Here is a 19,992-nt window from a genome sequence, read left to right on the forward strand (position 1 = left end):
CAGCTTAAAAAAAGTCGTGGCGGAAGCGAGGCAAAAATAGCAATTTCGGCCCCGGCCAGCGCGGCGTCTCCAAGCAATAGGGAAATACGATGAGTGAAACAATCGAAAAGCGGCTAAGCGATCTCGGCGTGACGCTACCGGCCGCCGCAGCACCCGCTGCGAACTATGTCCCCTATTGCAGGTCCGGCAATCTCCTGTTCACCGCCGGTCAGTTGCCGCTCAAGGACGGCAAGCTGCAGGCAAGCGGCCTGCTCGGCCGCGACGTCGACACGGCAGCCGGTAAAGAAGGCGCAAAATACTGCGCAATCAACATCTTGGCGCAGGCCAAGGCGGCACTTGGCGATCTCGAAAAGATCCAGCGCCTGGTCAAGATCACCGTTTTCGTCGCCTCTGCACCGGATTTCGTCGAGCAGCATCTGGTCGCCAACGGGGCCTCCGATTTCCTGGTCGCCGTCCTTGGCGAGCGCGGCAAACATGCCCGCTCTGCCGTCGGCACCGCCTCGCTGCCGCTTAATGCCGCAGTGGAAATCGAAGCCATCTTCGAAGTCGCATGAGCAGGGACTGAGCTATGACCGACCTTTCCTGGCTGACCGCCCGCCCCGTGGCGCATCGCGGCCTTCACGACATGAACAAGACGCGCTGGGAGAACACGCTGTCGGCCTTTGCCGCTGCCGCCGAGCGCGGCTATGCGATCGAATGCGACGTGCATTTGTCCTCCGACCGCGTGCCCGTCATCATGCATGACGGCGACCTCAAGCGGCTGACCGGCCAGGACGGCTTCATCTGGCAACGCACGGCGGCGGAACTGGCGGCTCTCAAGGTCGGCGGCACCAAGGACCATGTGCCGACGCTGCAGGAAGCGCTCGACCTGGTCGACGGCCGCGTGCCGATGGTTGTCGAACTGAAGGGCGTGCCCGGTTATGACGAAGGCCTGGTGGCCAGCGTCGGCAAGATGCTCAAGCGCTACAAGGGCAAGGCCGCGATCATGTCGTTCGACCATTGGCTGGTCCGCGACTTCCCCAGGGATGCGCCTGGCATTCCGGGCGGGCTCACGGCCTATGGAAGGGATAACCAGCTGATCGAGGCGCATTTCGCCATGCTGGCGCACGACCTCGCCTTCACCTCCTATGCCGCCGGCGATCTGCCGAACCCGTTCGTCAGCTTCGTGCGCGAAAAGCTGAAAATGCCTGTCATCACCTGGACGGTGCATGACCAGCCGGCAGTCGATCTCACCTTCAAATACGCCGACCAGATGACCTTCGAAGGGTTCGAACCCGATCTGGTCAAAGTAGCTTGAGCCAAGTGCCTCAAACGTGACTTGTAGCGGCCCGGACAGAGCTTAAATAAGTCTCATGGATCAGGGTGACGAAGGCGATGGACAAACGGCGAATGCGGAGTTTTCCATCCGCATCGCCGCCGGTATCAATGCCTTCACCTGCGATGAGTGGAACGGCTTCGCCGGCACCACGCGCGGCAGTATAGAAAATGGATATAACCCTCTCGTTTCATACGCTTTTCTGAGCGCACTAGAGGATTCCGGCTGCGCCGTGCGGCGCACCGGCTGGCAGGGCCATCACCTGCGGCTGGAAAATGCGCAAGGCAGGTTGCTGGGCGCGGTGCCTTGCTATCTCAAATCGCACAGCCAGGGCGAGTATGTCTTCGACCATGGCTGGTCGGATGCGTTCGAGCGCGCCGGTGGCCACTACTATCCAAAATTGCAGTGCGCCGTGCCGTTCTCCCCGGTCACCGGCCCTCGCCTGCTGGTCAGCAAGGGCGAGGACAGCGCCACTGTCAAAGCTGGTCTCGCGGAGGGACTGAAGGCAGTGACGGAGAAGCTCGGTGTGTCCTCAGCGCATGTCACCTTCACGCAGCAAAGCGACGTTGCAACGCTCGAAGCAGCCGGCTTCCTGCACCGCACCGACCAGCAGTTCCACTTCTTCAACGAAGGCTTTTCGACCTATGACGATTTCCTCGCCACGCTGGCATCACGCAAGCGCAAGGCGATGAAGAAGGAGCGCCGCGAGGCGCTCGCCAACGATATCTCGATCGACCGGCTGACCGGCAAGGACCTGACCGAAAAAGCCTGGGACGATTTCTTTGCCTTCTACATGGACACCGGCAGCCGCAAATGGGGCCGGCCCTACCTCAACCGCAAGTTCTTCTCGCTGATCGGCGAGCGCATGGCCGACGACATCCTTTTGGTGATGGCCAAACGCAACGGCCGATACATCGCCGGCGCCATCAACTTCATCGGCTCCGATGCGCTCTACGGGCGCAACTGGGGCTGCATCGAGGACCACCCCTTCTTGCATTTCGAGGTCTGCTACCACCAGGCCATCGACTTCGCCATCGAGCGCAAGCTGAAGGTGGTCGAGGCCGGCGCGCAAGGCGAGCACAAGCTGGCGCGCGGCTACCGTCCGGTGACCATGCATTCGGCGCATTACATTTCGCATCCCGGCCTGCGCAACGCGGTGGCCGATTATCTCCGGCGTGAGCGCCGCGAGGTCGAGCGGATGGGCGAAATTCTGGAAGAGCACACGCCGTTCCGCAAGGACCTCGAGGAATAGCGTGCGAGTCGCTGAGCAAAAGGCGTTTCCACCGGGCTCTGGTTGACGGGGGAATGGTCGATCTCGCCTGACCGTCTTGCCGGCCTGGGGCGCCTTCGCTAAACCGGGAGCATATTCCCGGAGTGCGCCATGACCGAGGCTTACGACCCCAGCAATATCTTCGCAAAGATCCTGCGCGGCGAAATCCCCTCGCACGGCGTCTATGAGGATGACGCGGTGGTTGCCTTCATGGATGTGATGCCGCAAGGGCCGGGGCACACGCTGGTGGTGCCGAAGGCGCCGTCGCGCAACCTGCTCGATGCCGATCCGGCAACGCTCGGTCCGCTGTTCACCACGGTCCAGAAGGTCGCGCTGGCGGTCAAAAAAGCTTTCGGCGCCGATGGCGTCACCATCCTGCAGTTCAACGAACCGGCCTCCGGCCAGACTGTCTATCACCTGCATGTCCATGTCATCCCGCGCTTCGAGGGCGTCGCCTTGAAGCCACATACGGGACAAATGGAGAAGCCCGAAGTTCTGGCTGAAAACGCGGCCAAGATCCGGGCAGTACTGAACGCTTGAAGCTGAAGTGCCTCAAGGCGTTGCGCTGAGGCAAATTCCACCACGTCGGTTAGGAAAGTATCAAACCACGCCATGGTAACGTGCTGTACCGTGGCGCGTTTGGGTTTTCAAAAATCGTGGCAAATTCGGTGGCGACATCAGAACCGTTGGCAAAAGCAGTTGCCGGGCGGGTCTTTCTGAGCAGCATGGCGGACGCATACCGGCGACACCGGCTGCTGCACGTGATGGCCGTCGTTGCCTTGCTCCTGGCGGCCGCGGTCGGCCTGCGTACCGGAAACATGCCGGATTTCAGCGTGCTGGAAGACTACGCCCTCTACCTTCTGTTCGCTTTCTGGATCGGCGGCTGTGCCTTCGCACTTGGCAGTTTTTTTCACCTTGCGCTCATCAAGCGGGATCGCGAACCGCTCGGCACTTTTCTGAGATCGATGGGTGGCTTCTTCGGCGACGCCGAACGCAATGCCAACAGCCTGAATGGCCTGGCTGCCAGCATTGCGCTCATATCCGCTTTCGGTGTGTTGAAGGGCGCGATCGCGATCCTTTCGCCATTCGCATGGGACCACGCATTGGCTCATGCCGACCGGGCGCTGCATTTCGGTCGAGCTCCCCATGAATGGCTATGGTTTATCGTCCAGTCGCCGCTCGCCGTAAGAGCGTTCAACCTGGCTTACAATTCCTGGTTCGTCGTCCTTATCGCCTCGGTCTTCATCGCTTGCATCACGCGCAAGGACACGCAGCTGCGCCACCAGTTCCTGATGAGCTTCATGCTGGTATGGATACTGGCGGGTTTCTTCCTTGCGATGGGCCTGTCTTCGGCAGGACCGTGCTTTTACGAACGACTGGGGCTGGGCAGCGACTACCATCCTCTGATGCAGGCGCTCGCTGACGCCGATCGCATCTATCCGATCTGGGCGCTGAGCACGCAGGACATGCTTTGGAGCGGCTATATCGGCGCGACCCCAGGCAGTATCGGCATATCCGCCTTCCCGTCCATGCATGTGGCGATGGCGGTGCTTTTCGCGCTTTATGCAGCGCGCCGCTCGCGGCCGGCCGGCCTGCTGATGTGGGCATTCGCCGCAATCATCATGGTCGGTTCGGTTGTCCTTGGCTGGCACTACGCCGTGGATGGCTATGCGAGCGCGCTGATCTCGATCGCCATCTGGAAGGCGTGCGGTCATTTCCTGGCCCGCTTCGCACCCGAAGGCGTCGCCGCCTGACCTGAAGGCAGCTGCACTCCGCCTCTGGCACGTCGTCACATGACTTGCGATTGCGCCAGGTTTTGAAATGCGGCTGGCACTGGGCCGCGGTCGAGCCGATTCCTGATCGCCTGTGCGCAATGTTGCGAGGTCAGCAGCGACGTATCCACCTCCAGATCATAGATGCCAGGTCGGTGCACCTCGTCCTGCCACAGACGCACGGCGCGCGGGACCGGATCTTCGTTCGAACCGATCAAATAACCCTGGTCAAGCGGGCTCTGTGCGCGGCGGTCGAGGATCACCTCAATCGGGCAGCGAACCCCGACGAAAAGTGTCGGCAGGCCGGCAAGCCTCCTTGCGCAATCAGCCAGAATGCCGAGCGGCTTGGAATAGGCGTCGTGGTGGCCGACATCGGCGACGACATTCAGTCCTGACCGACTGTGGGCGGCAATGGATTCATAGAGCCCGGCATAGAACCGGGGCACGTGGATTTCGAGGTCGGGACGCTCCCCACCGGGACGCAAGCCTATGCCCGGACGCAATCCGGCCGGTGTGATCTGCATAAATGTATCGACGCCGAGGTTCATCCAGACGCCGTCAAACGTCTGCTGGATCACTTGGACAATGCTCGACTTTCCCGAGCGCGGTGCACCGTTGAGAACGATGATTTGCCCGATTTCCACGCGGCATTCTCCTCCAACGAGAAAAGCCCCGTTGCCGGGGCTTTTCTTTGTTTTCCGAGCCTGTCAGCCCTTGCGTGGTAATTGCGGCACCAGGCTGCGCTTGCCACCATCCTTGCCCTTGGGCTCAGGCTCGTCCTTGCCCTTGGGCTTTTGCGCCACCGCCTTCTTGGCGACGGGCTTCTTGGCCACCGCCTTGCGGGCTTTCGGCGCCTCTTCCGGCTCCTGCTTCGGCTGCACCGGAGCTTCGTCGGCCAGCGATTCGAGCTTCAGGCCGGTCTCGCCGGTTTCCTTCTTCTCGACGGTGACGCGCACCGTGCCGCCCTTCTTGAGCTTGCCGAACAGCACCTCATCGGCCAACGGCTTCTTGATGTGCTCCTGGATGACCCGGCCGAGCGGCCGCGCACCCATGCGCTCGTCATAGCCCTTGTCGGCCAGCCAGGCGATCGCGTCCGGCGACAGGTCGAAGGTGACGCCACGCTCGGAAAGCTGGGCCTCGAGCTGCATGACGAACTTCTGCACCACCTGATGGATGACCGGCACCGGCAGCGAGCCGAACGGGATGATCGCATCGAGACGGTTGCGGAACTCCGGCGTGAACAGCCGGTTGATCGCCTCGACATCGTCGCCTTCGCGCTTGGTCGACCCGAAACCGATCGCCGCGCGCTGCGCATCGGATGCGCCCGCATTGGTGGTCATGATCAGGATGACATTGCGGAAGTCGATCTGCTTGCCGTTATGGTCGGTCAGCTTGCCGTGATCCATGACCTGCAACAGGATGTTGAACAGGTCCGGATGCGCCTTCTCCACCTCGTCCAGCAAAAGCACGCAGTGCGGATGCTGGTCGACGCCGTCGGTCAACAGGCCGCCCTGGTCGAAGCCGACATAGCCGGGAGGCGCGCCGATCAGCCGCGAAACGGTGTGGCGTTCCATATATTCCGACATGTCGAAGCGGATCAGTTCGACGCCGAGCGACGCCGCCAACTGCTTGGCGACTTCGGTCTTGCCGACGCCGGTCGGACCCGAGAACAGGTAGGAGCCGATCGGCTTTTCGGGTTCGCGCAGGCCGGCACGCGCCAGCTTGATCGCCGAGGTTAGCGCCGTGATCGCGGTGTCCTGGCCGTAGACGACGCGCTTCAGTTCGATATCGAGGCCCTGCAGCACCTTCTCGTCGTCGGCCGAAACCGTCTTCGGCGGGATGCGGGCCATGGTGGCGATCGTGGCTTCGATCTCCTTGATGCCGATCGTCTTCTTGCGCTTGGCTTCCGGCACCAGCATCTGCGAGGCGCCGGTCTCGTCGATCACGTCGATCGCCTTGTCCGGCAGCTTGCGGTCGTTGATGTAGCGCGCCGACAGCTCCACCGAGGCCTTGATCGCCTCGTTGGTGAACTTCACCTTGTGGAATTCCTCATAATAGGGCTTGAGGCCCTTCATGATCTCGATGGCGTCCTCGATGGTCGGCTCGTTGACGTCGATCTTCTGGAAGCGCCGCACCAGAGCGCGGTCCTTCTCGAAGAACTGGCGGAACTCCTTGTAGGTGGTCGAGCCGATGCAGCGGATGGCGCCCGAAGACAAAGCCGGCTTCAACAGGTTCGACGCATCCATGGCGCCGCCCGAGGTGGCGCCGGCACCGATGACGGTGTGGATCTCGTCGATGAACAGCACGGCGCCCGGATAGTCCTCGAGTTCCTTGACGACCTGCTTCAGCCGCTCTTCGAAATCGCCGCGATAACGGGTGCCGGCCAAAAGCGTGCCCATGTCGAGCGCGAAGATGGTGGCGTCCTGCAGCACTTCCGGCACGTCGCCTTCGACAATGCGCTTGGCCAAGCCTTCGGCAATCGCCGTCTTGCCGACGCCGGGATCGCCGACATAGAGCGGGTTGTTCTTGGAGCGGCGGCACAGCACCTGGATGGTGCGGTTGATCTCGCTCTCGCGACCGATCAGCGGATCGATCTTGCCGGCCTTGGCCTTGTTGTTGAGGTTGACGCAATAAGCCGTCAGCGCATCCTGCTGCTGCTTCTTCTTGCCGCCTTCCTCCTGCGGCTCGGCGCCGTTCTGGCCGCCCTGTTCGTCATCGGCGCCGCGCGGCGAGCGCGTCTCCGATGCGCCCGGGCGCTTGGCGATGCCGTGCGAGATGTAGTTGACCGCGTCGTAGCGGGTCATCTGCTGTTCCTGCAGGAAATAGGCGGCATGGCTCTCGCGCTCGGCAAAGATGGCGACGAGCACGTTGGCGCCGGACACTTCCTCGCGGCCGGATGACTGCACATGGATCACGGCGCGCTGGATGACGCGCTGGAAGCCGGCGGTCGGCTTGGAATCCTCATCGTAACCGGTGACGAGGTTGTCGAGCTCGGTGTCGATATAGGTGAGAACGGTGTGCTTCAGTTCGTCGAGATCGACGTTGCAGGCGCGCATGACGGCGGCCGCCTCGGTGTCGTCGATGAGCGCGAGCAGCAGATGTTCAAGGGTTGCATATTCATGGTGCCGCTCATTGGCGAGCGTCAGCGCCTGGTGAAGCGCCTTTTCCAGGCCTTGGGAGAAAGCCGGCATGTTACCTCACTTCTTCTCCATCACGCATTGCAGCGGATGCTGATTCTGTCGGGCGAAATCCATGACCTGGGACACTTTGGTCTCGGCCACCTCGAATGTATAGACCCCGCACTCGCCCACTCCATGATTGTGAACATGAAGCATGATGCGTGTGGCGGCTTCGCGGTCCTTTTGAAAAAAACGCTCCAGGACGTGAACCACGAACTCCATGGGCGTATAGTCGTCGTTGAGGATAAGGACCCGATAAAGGCTAGGCTTCTTGGTCTTGGTTTTCGTGCGCGTAATGACGGCCGTGCCGCGACCGGCCTCATTGCCGTCGCCGTCACTTTGCATCCGCACCACGCTTGTCGTGGCAGTCAAACCTGAAGTCACGTAATCCTGCCTCTTTCGAATCCCCATGCGAGTTCGACATGTAGGTGTTCGATGGACGATTTTAAGCCCTTCTTGTTAGCTGACAATATGGCTAGGTGGGCAAACCGGGGTGATTTTCAAAATCGTGAACCACTAAAGCCCCGGAATTGAAAACGGCATGAAAAAACCCGGCCGCGCATCCGCGACCGGGTCTGTTTTGCAAGCCCGAAAGGCCGTGCCTGGTATTTTCAGGCGAAATTACTTCGCCTTGGCGACAATCGATTCGAAGGGCTTGTAAGCCTCCTTGGCTAGCTCGGCATAGAGATCGCCGAACTTGGTCGCCTCGGCAACGAAGCTCTCATAGCTCTGCTTGGCGAAGTCGGACTGGATCTCGATCGCCTTTTCCAGCGACTTGGCGGAGATCAGCTTTTCGACCGCGGCGCTGCCGGCTTCGAAGCTCTTCTTGGTGTATTCGCCAGCTTCGGTGGCGATCGCCTGAGCGCCCTTGGAGAGCGAAGCGAAGCTCTTCAATCCGGTGTCGGCAAACTCTTTGCCGTATTTCGAGAAGTCCTCATAAGTCTGGGTCATTTCACGCTTCCCTTGAGTTGAGGCGCCCTTGCCTGAGCGCTTTTGTGCAATGCACGTTAACATATTGTGCGCTGCACAAAAAGTCAACATTTGACCGGTTGTAGGACCGCGGCTGCGCCGGCAATGGCTAAAATTCAAATAAAGAGAGCTTCAAGCCCGAGGAAAATGGTGAACGCGCCGGTTACCATAAACGGATTGGTAACGCAGGCTGCGATAGTTTGACTGGAAGTGAGGTCGGATCCCTTTGCCGCCTCCAGGGCAATGAGTTTCAAAGGAACTATCAGTGCGTCAGGCGTTGTCGGTCTTCGGTTTAAAATCCGCATCTTCCCTCAAAACGATCATGATCCTCGCTTTAGCGATGACATTCGTCGTTGCGGATGTTGCATCGTCGATGGCCGCCAGGTCGTCGGCGATCGTCGTCGATGCCAAGACCGGCAAGGTGCTTTATTCGTCCGATGCCAACGGCCGGCGCTACCCCGCGTCTCTGACCAAGATGATGACGCTCTATCTGACCTTCGAGGCCCTGGCGAAGGGCAGGATCAGCAAGAACACGCCTGTGCCGTTTTCGGCAAAAGCAGCGGCCGAGCCCCCGACCAAGCTCGGCGTCAAGGCCGGCGGAGCGGTTTCGGTCGAGACCGCCATCCTGTCGATGGTTACCAAGTCGGCCAATGATTCGGCGACCGCGCTCGGCGAACTGCTCGGCGGCAGCGAGAGCAATTTCGCCCGCATGATGACGGCCAAGGCGCGGCAGCTCGGCATGGACGGAACCGTGTTTCGCAATGCCAACGGCCTGCCCGATCCCGGCCAGTTCACCACCGCCCACGACATGGCGATGCTCGGCATCGCGCTCAGGGAACATTATCCCCAGTATTACGGCTATTTCTCGCAGCGCTCCTTTCTCTATGGACGCCAGCGCATCAACGGCCACAACCGGCTGCTCGGCCGCATCAAGGGCGTCGACGGCATCAAGACCGGCTACACCCGCGCCTCCGGCTTCAACCTCGTCTCGTCGGTTTCCGACGGCAACCGCCGCCTCGTCGCCGTGGTCATGGGCGGCACTTCGGGCCGCAGCCGCGACAACCAGATGGCCGGGCTGATCAACGCCTACATGCCGCGTGCATCGACCCGCGGCGGCGGCGCCCTGGTCGCCAAGGCCGGCGGCGACAATCCGATCAAGGCGCTGGCCAAGGTTTTCCTGCCCAAGCATGACGCGCCGACGCCGGACGACAAGCCGATGGTCGAAGACGATGCCGTGGCGTCCAATGACGATCCGACATCTGCTGGCGCGCAGCCTGCCGATGAACAGACAGTAGCCGCGGCTGAAGAGCCCGCACCCGTCGTCAAGACCAGGAAGGTCAAGACCGTGATCGTGACGGCGCCCAAGGTCGAAACGGCCCAAATGGTTGCGGCCTACGCGGAGCCCACGCCGGCATCGCCTCCGGCGGTCGACCCGGTCAACACGGCCTCGGTGCCATCAGGTTGGGCAGTGCAGGTGGCGTCGTCGCCCAAGCAGTCCGAAGCGCAGGCTTTCCTCGACAAGACCGCCAAGCAGGCGCCGAAGATCCTTGCATCCGCGTCCGGTTTCACGGTCGCTTTCGACAAGGATGGCGAGACCTACTACCGCGCCCGGTTCGGCGGTTTCGGTTCCAAGGATGCCGCCTGGAATGCCTGTAACGCTTTGAAGAAGAAGAAAATTACCTGCTACGCCGTCCAACAGTAGGACGGCGTCGAGGACCATCTCCCGGAAATTTACTGCGTCGAAGGAGACTAGTTGTGATTGGAGAGCAAGACGTCCTTGGCTTCGTTGATCCGCGCCGCCAGGAAAGACGTGCCGCCGATGTCGGGGTGCAGGCGCTGCATCAGGCGGCGGTGCGCCTTGCGGACATCCGCCGCGGCGGCCCCCGCTTCAAGACCAAGGACCTTGTAGGCCTCCTCCTTAGTCATGGCGCCCGCACCTGGCGTAACACCCAGCCCTTCGCCACCGTTCGCCTCAGCGTCTTTGCGCCAGACGGGAAAACGGCCGTCAAGATACGTCTCTAGGAGTTGACGGCTCTCCGGATCGCCGGGGAGCTCGCGGTAAAGCTGCTGCAGTTCGGCCAGGCCCATCGCGCCCAACATCTTGCCTTCATGGCGGCCGGCCAGAACCAGGCCTTCAAGTCCGCCTGTATCATGATCCAGTTCCATCTCCAGTGCGGCGGTGCGCACCGTCGAGCGCTTGCCGGGCGCCAGCCCGACCGGGGGCCGCTTCATCCGCACCGAACCATACCAGGCAAGGGCCGCGGCCAGGATCAGGCCGGCAATGCCCTCGCGCCCGACCACCAGCACCGCGAGGCCAAACAGCGCCAGAAGTACCGGGCCGAGCGTGCGCATGCCGCTTGCCAGTTTTTGCGGGTCGGCGCGGACGAAGATCGTCGCCGCGCCAAGCAGCACCAGAAACAGTGCAACAATTGCAATGATAGCGCCCATCAAGTCCTGCCGCCCCTGAGATGCTCGATCAGCAGCCGGTCTCCCGGCCGGTCCCTTGCCTCAAGCGCCTTCAATCCACCGGTCGCATAGACGGCGACGGCTGAAAGCAGTCCGGCCAGGGTCGCGGCAGCCCGCCGGTCGAACCGGAACCAAGCCCCTTTGGACAGCCGCGCGATCTCCTTGAACGCCTTTTCTGCGCCGGAATCATGACCCTCCTGGAAGACGAAGACGGGAACGCCGTGCAGGCCGAGGCTGCCGGCTTTCTGCGCCAGGTCGTCGATATCCTCTTCCATGGCGTCGCCGATATAGACCAGCGCATTGACCCTGGCCGTCGCCGTTTCCTTCAGCGCATGCGCCAGCACCTTGCCGATCTGGGTATGGCCGGCGCGGCAGTCGATCCGGGTCATCAATTGCTTCAGGGCGTTGGTGTCGGCAACGAAGGCCGATGACCGGCATTCGCCCAACCCGCGAAAATAGACCAGCTGGACGCTGAGGGTTCCGGTCTTGCCGACGGCGTCGAACATTTCGCCTTGCAGTTTGGTGGCGAGATCCCAGGTCGGCTGGCGGCTCATCGTCGCGTCGAGCGCGAGGATCAGCCGACCAGAGCCGGTCGCGGGCGCGGCAAGCGACCGCGCCTGGCGGATAAAGGCGTCGATCTCGCCGGCATTGGATAGAGGCTTGACCGGCGCAGGATCGACCCTTGCGGGCACTGGCTGCTTCTTGTCGCTCATGAGAGGCAAGATGTGGCGTTGCCGCGCGGCTTGCAAGTCCAGCCTTGAACAACATGAAGGGCCAGCGATCGCTGCCCGGAGCGGCGGTGATGTATTCCTGACGTCAGAGCAGACCGAGATCGGCGAGCTCACGCTTCAGTTTCGGCGGCATCTCGACCATTCCGGCCTTGCCCTTGCCGATATCGGCCGGGGCATCCGATGGTTTCAGGTAGCGCCAGCTCTGGAAGGCACGGCGCGGCTGCCAGTCGGTGCGCACCACTTCGAGGTCGAGCATCAGACGGCAGCGCCCAATGCCTTCGTCATCGGTGAAGGGCCGGATATCAGTGATCAGCTGGCGGCACTGGACGCTGCCCTTGATCACCCAATAGAGCGAACCGCCATCGGTAACCTCGGCGCCGCGCGTCGGCACCATGCGGGTGGTGTGCCAGTGTTCGGCCGGCTCGCCGGCGCGGCGGCGCTCGTCGACCCTAAAGGCGATCCACTCTTCGAGATCCTCGACGCTGTCGCAACCGACGCAGAGTTTTAGGAGATTGAGTGCCATCGCTTAAGGTTTAGTCCGGCGCGCGATTGCGTCAACGGCCCTGCCCGACTTCTCCACAGTGCCAGTAGCGTGTGCCTTCAGCACTCCACGACATTGACAGCCAGCCCGCCAAGGCTGGTTTCCTTGTACTTCTCGTTCATATCGAGGCCGGTCTGGCGCATGGTTTCGATCGCGGCGTCGAGCGGCACGAAATGGACGCCGTCGCCCTTGATGGCGAGCGAGGCGGCGGTCACCGCCTTGACGGCGCCAAGCGCATTGCGCTCGATGCAAGGCACCTGCACCAGCCCGCCGACCGGATCGCAGGTCATGCCGAGATGATGTTCGAGCGCGATCTCCGCGGCGTTTTCGACCTGCTCGGGCGTGCCGCCCATGACGGCACAGAGGCCTGCAGCGGCCATCGCCGATGCCGAACCGACCTCGCCTTGGCAGCCGACCTCGGCACCAGAGATCGAGGCGTTGGTCTTGATGATGCCGCCGACAGCGGCTGCCGTCAGCAGGAAGTCGCGGATGCTCGGCTGGTCGGCTTCCGGATGGAAATGCAGCCAGTAGCGCAGCACCGCCGGCAGCGTGCCGGCCGCGCCATTGGTCGGTGCGGTGACGACGCGGCCGCCGGCGGCGTTTTCTTCGTTCACCGCCATGGCGTAGATCGACAGCCAGTCATTGGCGAGCAACGGGTTGGGCTTGTTCTGCTGCCATTGCTCCTGCAGCTTGTCGTGCAGCATGCGAGCACGGCGGCGCACCTTCAGCCCGCCGGGCATGATGCCGTCCTGCGACAGGCCGCGGTCGATACAGCCCTTCATGGCGCCCCAGATGGCATCGAGGCCGCTGTCGAGCTCCTCGCGCGACATATGGGCCTCTTCGTTGACGCGCTTCATATCGGCGATCGACAGCCCGCTCTTGCCTGCCATCTTCAGCATCTCGACGGCGTTCTTGAAGGGGTAAGGCACTTTTTTGCCTTCGGTGGTCACCGAACCCTTCACCTTCATCCGCTGCAGCTCTTCCTCGGACACAACGAAGCCGCCGCCGATCGAATAATAGATGCGCTTGAGCAGCAGCCGGTCGCCGGCATCGTAGGCGTAGAACGCCATGCCGTTGGCGTGGCCGGTGAGCGGCGTCTTCCTGTCCAGCACCAGATCCGTCGCCGGATCGAAGCGATAGGAGGGATGGCCGGGCGGCGATATCCGCTTCTCGGCGGCGATTCGCGTGGCGACGCCCTCAGCCTGATCGGGATCGACCGTCTGCGGCGTCAGGCCGGCAAGGCCGAGAATAACGGCGCGGTCCGAGCCATGGCCGATACCGGTATAGGCGAGCGAGCCGTGCAGGCTGGCGCCGATCCGATCGACCTTGACGCCGACCGGGCGTGGCCAATCATCGCCGGCGATCTCGTCGAGAAATCGCCGCGCCGCCGTCATCGGTCCCATCGTGTGCGAACTCGACGGCCCGATGCCGATCTTGAACAGGTCGAAAACCGAAAGGAACACGCTGCGCCGTCTCCGGGAATGAGATCAAGACCTACATATAGGACTTTCCATGATGTTTGTGCTGTTTTGACAAAAGCGGCGCTGCACCCGCCGACCTTGTTTGCTCCGGCAGCGACATTGATTGCCCGACCATGACGGCGCGGCTATTCTCCCTATCGCAGGCCCGCCGCATTTGGCCTCGCTTCTCATTTGCAAGGGAGGAAGCCGTGCTGACGTTGAATGCCAGGCCGCAGCCGGTGCGCATCGCGCCTGCCCAGACCGCTGTTGTCGTTGTGGACATGCAGAACGCCTTTGCCTCGAAAGGCGGCATGTTCGACCTCGCCGGCTTCGACATATCCGGCGCCGCACCTGCAATCGAGGCCAACAAGCGCCTGCTCAAGGCGGCACGCGGGGCCGGCGTCAGCATCATTTATCTGCAGATGTCGTACAAGCCCGATCTCAGCGATGCGGGAGACGCCTCGTCCCCGAACCATCACAAGGAACTGGGGATGGTGATGATGCGCGAACGTCCCGACCTTGCCGGCAGACTGTTGATCGACAACAGCTGGGACTGGCAGATCTTCGACGCGCTGAAGCCCGAGCCGGGCGACCAGATCATCCGCAAATCGCGCTACAGCGGCTTTTGCAACACCGGCCTGGAAGCGCACCTGCGCGCCCACAAGATCCGAAATCTGCTGTTTACCGGGGTCGCCACCAACGTCTGCGTCGATGCGACCGCACGCGCCGCCTACATGCTGGAATTCTGGCCGATCCTGGTCGAGGACGCGATGAACCATTCAGGCCCCGATTTCAATCGCCAGTCGACGTTGTGGAATTTCGAACACGCCTTCGGATGGATCACCAGAACTGACAGCGTCGTCGAGGCGTTGCGCATGGAAGCCGCGGCGCCTTTGCCGGCCTGAGCCAGCCGTCGAAACCGGCGCCCGGCCTGTGGTAAAAGGGCTGCATGGGCGATTCCTTTCATCTGTCGACGGCTGATCTTGCCGCGCTGGCTTTCTTCCTCCTCGCATGGTGGCTGCACACGCTGGCGTCCGACGGCAAGCTGGTCAGCCGGGTGTCGCTGACGATGGCCATGAATGTGCAGCGCGAGGCCTGGATGCGCACCATGGCCGAGCGCGAGATCCGGATCGTCGACACCGCCATCATGAGCGGCCTGCAGCAAGGCACCGCTTTTTTCGCTTCCTCGTCGCTGATTGCGCTCGGTGGCTGCTTCGCGCTGCTAGGCGCCTCCGACCGGGTACTTGACGTGCTGAACGACCTGCCGTTGAACGCGACCTCGTCGCGCTCGGCCTTCCAGATGAAGGTTTTCGGCCTGGTGCTGATCCTGGCCTTTGCCTTCTTCAAGTTCGGCTGGGCCTATCGTCTCTTCAACTATTGCACGATCCTGATCGGCGCGGTGCCGATCCCGCATGGCGAGGCCTCGCGCAACCCGGTCAGCGAGACGGCGGTGTGGCGCGCGGCGCGCATGAACATGCTGGCCGGCAAGCATTTCAATTCAGGCCTGCGCGCCGTGTTCTTCTCGATCGGCTATCTCGGCTGGTTCGTCGACCCGATCGTGTTCGTTCTGTCGACGCTGCTGCTTCTGGCAGTGCTGGTGCGGCGCCAATTCTTCTCCGCCGCCAGGCAAGCTGTGATCGGTCAGCCGCCCGGGCCAGGGAAAAGCTGGTCGATCCGGCCCGACAGCCAATAGGCGGCGAGCCCGATCCATTCGCGGATCGCCGTGGTCGTGGTCTGCAGCGAATCGGGTGCATTGTCTCGAAACAGACCAAAGCCTTCCTTTCCCGAGGTGCGATAGTCGACAGGCCAAGGCGTCGTCGGAAAGCCGGCCTTGTCGAACAGCGCCTTGGAGCGCGCCATGTGGAAGGCGGAGGTCACCAGCAGCCAGGTCTCGCCCGGTTTCGGCGTCACCATCTCCTTGCTGAAGACGGCATTCTCATAGGTGTTGCGGGATTTGCTCTCGAGCACCAGCCGGTCCGCACTGACGCCAAGCGCGCCAAGCAGGCGCGGCGCGGTGGCCGCATCGCCCTCACCCTCCAGCAACAGTTCGCCGGTACCGCCTGACACAACCACCTTTGCCTCGGGAAAGCGGCGGGCGAGGATCGCCGTCTCAACCATGCGGTCGCCGCCGGAATTCAACTCGTAACCGCCGCGCACCAGATTGATGGCGCCCTCGAAACCGCCGCCGAGCACGACGATGCCGTCTACCTTCTGCGGCAGCGGTGGCCTGGGAAATCGCTCTTCGAGCGGATTGAGCATCATGGCGCCGAGCGACGTCCAGGCCGACAGCGCGAGAATCAGGAAGGCGAACACGCTGCCTGTCGCCGCCAGTCGCCGCCGGCCGATCAGCGCCGCGAGCAAACCAGCCAGCAGCAGGAAAATCGCCAGGTTGAGCGGCTGGACGAAGAACCAGAAGATCTTGGAAAGATAGAAGAACATTACCTGCCTATCGCCAGCATGAATTTTTGACGGCCGATGAAATCCTGGATCGCATTCGCCACAACCTCCGCCTCCTCACCGCTCAACTCCCTGCCGAAAACAAGGGTGCCGTTCGTGTTGGTCAAACGGATGACTTCCAACAGCCCGACTTCGTCCGTCGGATAGGTATGATCGAGGATTTCGACGTTAAGGTGCCCTTTCAAAGGCAATGACGAACGATTTTGCAAAGAACCCCTGATGTCGCGCACGACCACGGCGTTGGTGAGCCGCAAGGTTTCGTTGCCGAACACCAGCCAGATGAAATCCTTGCCGAGGAAGTAGGTGAACAGGGCAATGATCGCCACGAACGACAGCAGGCCAAGGGTGCCGCTGCTGACCGTCGCCAGCGACGTGTCTCTCAGTCCCATGTAGCCGGTATAGGCAACGATCGCGGCCCCAATCAGGACAAAGCCTGTCCTGAAATCCGAGGAGCGAGGCGGGTTTGTGATCCGCAGTTCGTTTCCCGTCTCGACGATGGAAATGCGAGACGGGGGCGGCATGCTACCACCACTTCTCCGGCTGGAAGGTTCCCGCCGCCTGCTCGATAACGGCAGCGGTCTGGAACAGGGTTTCCTCGTCGAAGGGACGGCCGATCAGCTGCAGGCCGAGCGGCAGGCCCTTGGCATCGATGCCGGCTGGCACCGCGATGCCCGGCAAGCCGGCCATGTTCACCGTCACCGTGAAAATGTCGTTGAGATACATTTTTACCGGGTCGGCTGCCATGTCCTCATCGGCGATGCCGAAGGCGGCGGACGGCGTCGCCGGCGTGAGGATGACGTCGACGCCGGCGGCAAACACGGTCTCGAAGTCGCGCTTGATCAGATTGCGCACCTTCTGCGCCTGCAGATAGTAGGCATCGTAGTAGCCGGCCGACAGCACATAGGTGCCGATCATGATGCGGCGCTTGACCTCACGGCCGAAACCGGCGGCGCGGGTCTTTTCGTACATGTCGACAATGTCCTTGCCTGGCACGCGCAGGCCGTAGCGGACACCGTCATAGCGGGCGAGATTGGACGAGGCTTCGGCGGGCGCGACGATATAATAGGCCGGCAAAGCATATTTGGTGTGCGGCAGCGAGATGTCGACGATCTCGGCGCCGGCGTCCTTCAGCCAGGCAATGCCCTTCTGCCACAGCGCCTCGATCTCTTCAGGCATGCCGTCGACGCGGTATTCCCTGGGAATGCCGACCTTCATGCCCTTGATCGGCTTGCCGATCGCCGCCTCATAGTCCGGTACGGGCCGGTCGACCGAAGTGGTGTCCCTGGCATCGACCGAGGCCATCGACTTCAGCATGATCGCGGCGTCGCGCACGTCACGCGCAATCGGGCCGGCCTGGTCGAGCGACGAGGCGAAGGCGACGATGCCCCAGCGCGAGCAGCGGCCATAGGTCGGCTTGATGCCGACCGTGCCGGTGAAGGCGGCGGGCTGGCGGATCGAGCCGCCGGTGTCGGTGGCGGTGGCGCCGGCGCACAGGAAAGCCGAGACGGCGGAGGCCGAGCCGCCCGATGAGCCGCCCGGAACGAGCTGCGCATTGTCCAGCGTGCGTGCGGTCTTGGTGCCGCCGGCCGAGACAAAGCCGCCATCGCCCTGATGCGTGGTCGGCATCACCACCGTGTCGAGGCGCGAACGCCGCCACGGATTGACGACCGGGCCGTAATAGGAAGTCTCGTTGGACGAGCCCATGGCGAACTCGTCCATGTTGAGCTTGCCCAGCATGACGGCGCCATCGGCCCACAGATTGGCGGTGACGGTCGATTCATAGCGCGGCTTGAAGCCGTCCAGCACGTGGCTGCAAGCCTGGGTGTGGACACCTTCGGTGCCGAACAGATCCTTAATGCCAAGCGGGATGCCTTCCAGCGCACCGCCCTCACCCTTGGCGAGCTTCGCGTCGGAGGCCTTGGCCATGTCGCGCGCCTTGTCGACGGTGACAACGATGTAGGCATTCAACACCGGATTGGCGCGCTCGATGGCCGAGAGATAGGCCTCGGTGATCTCGGCGGCGGTGATCTCCTTGCCGCGCAGCTTGGCGCGGGCCTGCGAAATCGTCAGATGGGTCAGTTCGCTCATCAAAGGCTCTTTTCGTAAAACACCGACCACTCGGAATCGGGATAATCCAGCACCGGCCCGCAGCGCGAGAAGCCGGCGCGTTCGTAGACGGCCCATGCCGCGGGATGGCGGTCGCCGGTTTCCAGCACCAGGCGCTTCAATCCTTCTTGACGCGCCAGGGTCTCGACCCGCTCGACGATCTTGGCGCCGATCTTGCGACCGCGATGCGAGGGCCGCGTGTACATGCGCTTGACCTCGCCAACAGTATCGTCATGGCGCTTCAGCGCGCCGCAGCCGATGGCCTGGCCGTCGTCGCGGGCAATCAAGACCGTGGTGTCGTCGCCAGCCATCTGCTCGACCGTGAGGTGGTAGCAATGCTCCGGGGGCGTCAGTTCGAGCAGCGTCGCGTTGAGCTCCTCGACCAAAGCGCGGACATCGTCCTGCAGCGGCGTTTCGATGGCGATCTCGATTGCCATCGGCCGCCTACTCCACGACCTTCGGCACGAGGAAGAAATTCTCTTCGGTGGCCGGCGCGTTGGCGACGATGTCGGCAGCCTTGCTGCCGTCGGTAACGACGTCCTGGCGCTTCTTCATCTCCATCGGCGTCACCGAGGTCATCGGCTCGACGCCGGAGACATCGACCTCGTTCAGCTGCTCGACGAAGCCTAAAATGGCGTTCAATTCGCCGGTCATGCGCTCGGCATCCTCCTCGCTCACCGCAATGCGGGCGAGACGCGCAACGCGCTTCACTGTCTGCAGATCAACCGACATGTCTTTAGCCTTTGGGAAAACCAGATGGCGCTATAGCGGCGCGGCGCGTGCCGCGCAACATCGATCGTGCTCAGGGCTGCGCGGCAGTGCCGGCCCGGGCCTTCGGCAGGCGCAGCGGAAGCGGCAATTCGAACAGGCGCTCCTTGGCTGGACACATGCCGCACGCGGCTTCGTCCTCGAGGGCGGCGAAAGCGTCGAGTTCGGTGCGCGAGCAATCCGGGTCGAGCGGCTGATAGGCGAGATAGCGATCCCATTTGTCGCCAAGGCGGTATTTTGCCTTCTGCATGGGCAGATAGGCCAAGGGTGCGCATTTCCAGATGCGCCCATCGAGAAGCTGCTTGCAGTGGCGGGCCGGACAGACCTCCCAGCTGGCGCGCGGATCGCCATCCTCGTAGGGCAGCATCGCGTCGCCAAAACCTTCGTAGCGCCGGGTCCAGTTCTTGTGCGCGGGACGCACTTTGGCGACAAAACCATGCTCATGCCGCCATTGTTCCAGCACGGCGAAGACCGGTTTCAGCCGGTCGCGATATTCCTCGGAATCGTGATGCACGGAGATGACGAGGCGGGCATCCGGGTCCGCCGCGAGGATGGTGGGCAAGGACGGGTGGCGGTGCAGGAAGAAGCCGTTCGAGACGATCTCGATCTGGGTATGCGGCCAATGCCGCCGCACCAGACCGACAAATTGCGGCAATTGCGGATGGATGGTGGGTTCGCCACCAAGCAGTGAAAAGCGCGTCACCGACACGCGCCCGCTCCACAGGCTCATCCAGCGGTCGGCATCCTCAAGCGATACCGTGCCGGAATGGGCATGGTTGGAATAGTGCGAGCAGCTTTCGCAGGCCAGGTTGCAGCCATGCGCAACATGCAGTTCGAGCTTCCGGAACACCGGCCGCTCTCCCCGCAATAGCGATCCAACCCTTTTCAGCATCCCCATGGGGCCACGCTAGCATGTGGATATGTGCGGTGCATCATCTCGCCGGCGGCAAATTTCAGC

Annotated in this window: 22 protein-coding genes; 8 read left to right on the forward strand and 14 right to left on the reverse strand. The window is 62.5% G+C overall.

Annotated elements, in window-relative coordinates; all coding sequences use genetic code 11:
- Nucleotides 1-89 precede the first annotated feature (89 nt).
- The 5 genes from AC1DYJ_RS20240 (at nucleotide 90) to AC1DYJ_RS20260 (ending at nucleotide 4,339) form a co-directional block, all read left to right on the forward strand.
- Nucleotides 90-554, forward strand: coding sequence for a RidA family protein (locus AC1DYJ_RS20240; protein ID WP_477284276.1), 465 nt, complete (start codon nucleotides 90-92; stop codon nucleotides 552-554).
- Between the two features lie 14 nt (nucleotides 555-568).
- A complete protein-coding gene (locus AC1DYJ_RS20245; RefSeq protein WP_477284278.1) occupies nucleotides 569-1,297 on the forward strand; it encodes a glycerophosphodiester phosphodiesterase in 729 nt (242 codons plus the stop codon).
- A gap of 55 nt (nucleotides 1,298-1,352) precedes the next feature.
- Complete coding sequence (locus AC1DYJ_RS20250; RefSeq protein WP_477284280.1) at nucleotides 1,353-2,567, forward strand: GNAT family N-acetyltransferase; 1,215 nt, start codon at nucleotides 1,353-1,355, stop codon at nucleotides 2,565-2,567.
- Between the two features lie 129 nt (nucleotides 2,568-2,696).
- Nucleotides 2,697-3,125: an HIT family protein gene (locus AC1DYJ_RS20255; protein ID WP_477284281.1), complete on the forward strand. Its 429-nt coding sequence runs from the start codon at nucleotides 2,697-2,699 to the stop codon at nucleotides 3,123-3,125.
- A 185-nt stretch (nucleotides 3,126-3,310) separates the two neighbouring features.
- Entirely contained in the window at nucleotides 3,311-4,339 is a 1,029-nt protein-coding gene (locus AC1DYJ_RS20260) for a phosphatase PAP2 family protein (protein WP_477284283.1), read from the forward strand.
- Between the two features lie 35 nt (nucleotides 4,340-4,374).
- Here the strand turns inward: AC1DYJ_RS20260 and AC1DYJ_RS20265 are convergent, their stop codons facing one another.
- The 4 genes from AC1DYJ_RS20265 to AC1DYJ_RS20280 all read right to left on the reverse strand — a co-directional run bounded on the left by AC1DYJ_RS20265 (nucleotide 4,375) and on the right by AC1DYJ_RS20280 (nucleotide 8,487).
- Nucleotides 4,375-5,001: a chloramphenicol phosphotransferase CPT family protein gene (locus AC1DYJ_RS20265; RefSeq protein WP_477284285.1), complete on the reverse strand. Its 627-nt coding sequence runs from the start codon at nucleotides 4,999-5,001 to the stop codon at nucleotides 4,375-4,377.
- A 63-nt stretch (nucleotides 5,002-5,064) separates the two neighbouring features.
- Complete coding sequence (clpA, locus tag AC1DYJ_RS20270) at nucleotides 5,065-7,548, reverse strand: ATP-dependent Clp protease ATP-binding subunit ClpA (RefSeq protein WP_112561626.1); 2,484 nt, start codon at nucleotides 7,546-7,548, stop codon at nucleotides 5,065-5,067.
- Nucleotides 7,549-7,554: 6 nt separating this feature from the next.
- Complete coding sequence (gene clpS / locus AC1DYJ_RS20275; RefSeq protein WP_023671012.1) at nucleotides 7,555-7,881, reverse strand: ATP-dependent Clp protease adapter ClpS; 327 nt, start codon at nucleotides 7,879-7,881, stop codon at nucleotides 7,555-7,557.
- Between the two features lie 276 nt (nucleotides 7,882-8,157).
- The gene (locus tag AC1DYJ_RS20280; protein ID WP_112561625.1) at nucleotides 8,158-8,487 is read right to left on the reverse strand and encodes a phasin family protein; all 330 of its coding nucleotides are present in this window, start codon (nucleotides 8,485-8,487) and stop codon (nucleotides 8,158-8,160) included.
- A gap of 340 nt (nucleotides 8,488-8,827) precedes the next feature.
- Between AC1DYJ_RS20280 and AC1DYJ_RS20285 the strand changes: the two genes are divergently transcribed.
- Complete coding sequence (locus AC1DYJ_RS20285; protein WP_477284287.1) at nucleotides 8,828-10,207, forward strand: SPOR domain-containing protein; 1,380 nt, start codon at nucleotides 8,828-8,830, stop codon at nucleotides 10,205-10,207.
- 47 nt (nucleotides 10,208-10,254) lie between these two features.
- Here the strand turns inward: AC1DYJ_RS20285 and AC1DYJ_RS20290 are convergent, their stop codons facing one another.
- The 4 genes from AC1DYJ_RS20290 to AC1DYJ_RS20305 form a co-directional block, all read right to left on the reverse strand.
- Entirely contained in the window at nucleotides 10,255-10,953 is a 699-nt protein-coding gene (locus tag AC1DYJ_RS20290; RefSeq protein WP_477284289.1) for a DnaJ domain-containing protein, read from the reverse strand.
- Entirely contained in the window at nucleotides 10,953-11,684 is a 732-nt protein-coding gene (locus tag AC1DYJ_RS20295; RefSeq protein ID WP_477284291.1) for a vWA domain-containing protein, read from the reverse strand. The genes AC1DYJ_RS20290 and AC1DYJ_RS20295 overlap by 1 nt, the downstream gene beginning before the upstream one ends.
- A gap of 103 nt (nucleotides 11,685-11,787) precedes the next feature.
- Complete coding sequence (locus tag AC1DYJ_RS20300) at nucleotides 11,788-12,225, reverse strand: DUF1489 family protein (RefSeq protein WP_477284293.1); 438 nt, start codon at nucleotides 12,223-12,225, stop codon at nucleotides 11,788-11,790.
- Between the two features lie 77 nt (nucleotides 12,226-12,302).
- A complete protein-coding gene (locus tag AC1DYJ_RS20305; RefSeq protein WP_477284295.1) occupies nucleotides 12,303-13,706 on the reverse strand; it encodes an L-serine ammonia-lyase in 1,404 nt (467 codons plus the stop codon).
- 206 nt (nucleotides 13,707-13,912) lie between these two features.
- Between AC1DYJ_RS20305 and AC1DYJ_RS20310 the strand changes: the two genes are divergently transcribed.
- Together AC1DYJ_RS20310 and AC1DYJ_RS20315 are read left to right on the forward strand one after the other, a co-directional pair.
- Nucleotides 13,913-14,608 (forward strand): cysteine hydrolase family protein, encoded by a 696-nt coding sequence (locus AC1DYJ_RS20310; protein ID WP_477284297.1) that lies wholly within the window; start codon nucleotides 13,913-13,915, stop codon nucleotides 14,606-14,608.
- Between the two features lie 44 nt (nucleotides 14,609-14,652).
- Nucleotides 14,653-15,396: a DUF599 domain-containing protein gene (locus AC1DYJ_RS20315; protein ID WP_477284299.1), complete on the forward strand. Its 744-nt coding sequence runs from the start codon at nucleotides 14,653-14,655 to the stop codon at nucleotides 15,394-15,396.
- Here the strand turns inward: AC1DYJ_RS20315 and AC1DYJ_RS20320 are convergent.
- The 6 genes from AC1DYJ_RS20320 to AC1DYJ_RS20345 all read right to left on the reverse strand — a co-directional run bounded on the left by AC1DYJ_RS20320 (nucleotide 15,345) and on the right by AC1DYJ_RS20345 (nucleotide 19,884).
- Nucleotides 15,345-16,142 (reverse strand): YdcF family protein, encoded by a 798-nt coding sequence (locus AC1DYJ_RS20320; protein ID WP_477284300.1) that lies wholly within the window; start codon nucleotides 16,140-16,142, stop codon nucleotides 15,345-15,347. The genes AC1DYJ_RS20315 and AC1DYJ_RS20320 overlap by 52 nt on opposite strands.
- The gene (locus AC1DYJ_RS20325; RefSeq protein WP_477284302.1) at nucleotides 16,142-16,681 is read right to left on the reverse strand and encodes a hypothetical protein; all 540 of its coding nucleotides are present in this window, start codon (nucleotides 16,679-16,681) and stop codon (nucleotides 16,142-16,144) included. Before AC1DYJ_RS20325 ends, AC1DYJ_RS20320 begins: the two co-directional genes overlap by 1 nt.
- 1 nt (nucleotide 16,682) lies before the next feature.
- Nucleotides 16,683-18,248, reverse strand: a complete 1,566-nt coding sequence (locus AC1DYJ_RS20330) for an amidase (protein ID WP_477284304.1) — start codon at nucleotides 18,246-18,248, stop codon at nucleotides 16,683-16,685.
- The gene (locus AC1DYJ_RS20335; protein WP_477284306.1) at nucleotides 18,248-18,703 is read right to left on the reverse strand and encodes a GNAT family N-acetyltransferase; all 456 of its coding nucleotides are present in this window, start codon (nucleotides 18,701-18,703) and stop codon (nucleotides 18,248-18,250) included. The genes AC1DYJ_RS20330 and AC1DYJ_RS20335 overlap by 1 nt, the downstream gene beginning before the upstream one ends.
- A 7-nt stretch (nucleotides 18,704-18,710) precedes the next feature.
- Complete coding sequence (gatC, locus tag AC1DYJ_RS20340; protein ID WP_095793007.1) at nucleotides 18,711-18,998, reverse strand: Asp-tRNA(Asn)/Glu-tRNA(Gln) amidotransferase subunit GatC; 288 nt, start codon at nucleotides 18,996-18,998, stop codon at nucleotides 18,711-18,713.
- 70 nt (nucleotides 18,999-19,068) lie between these two features.
- Entirely contained in the window at nucleotides 19,069-19,884 is an 816-nt protein-coding gene (locus AC1DYJ_RS20345; RefSeq protein ID WP_477284307.1) for a radical SAM protein, read from the reverse strand.
- Nucleotides 19,885-19,992 lie beyond the last annotated feature (108 nt).

This window comes from Mesorhizobium sp. P2_B11, from assembly GCF_056404855.1.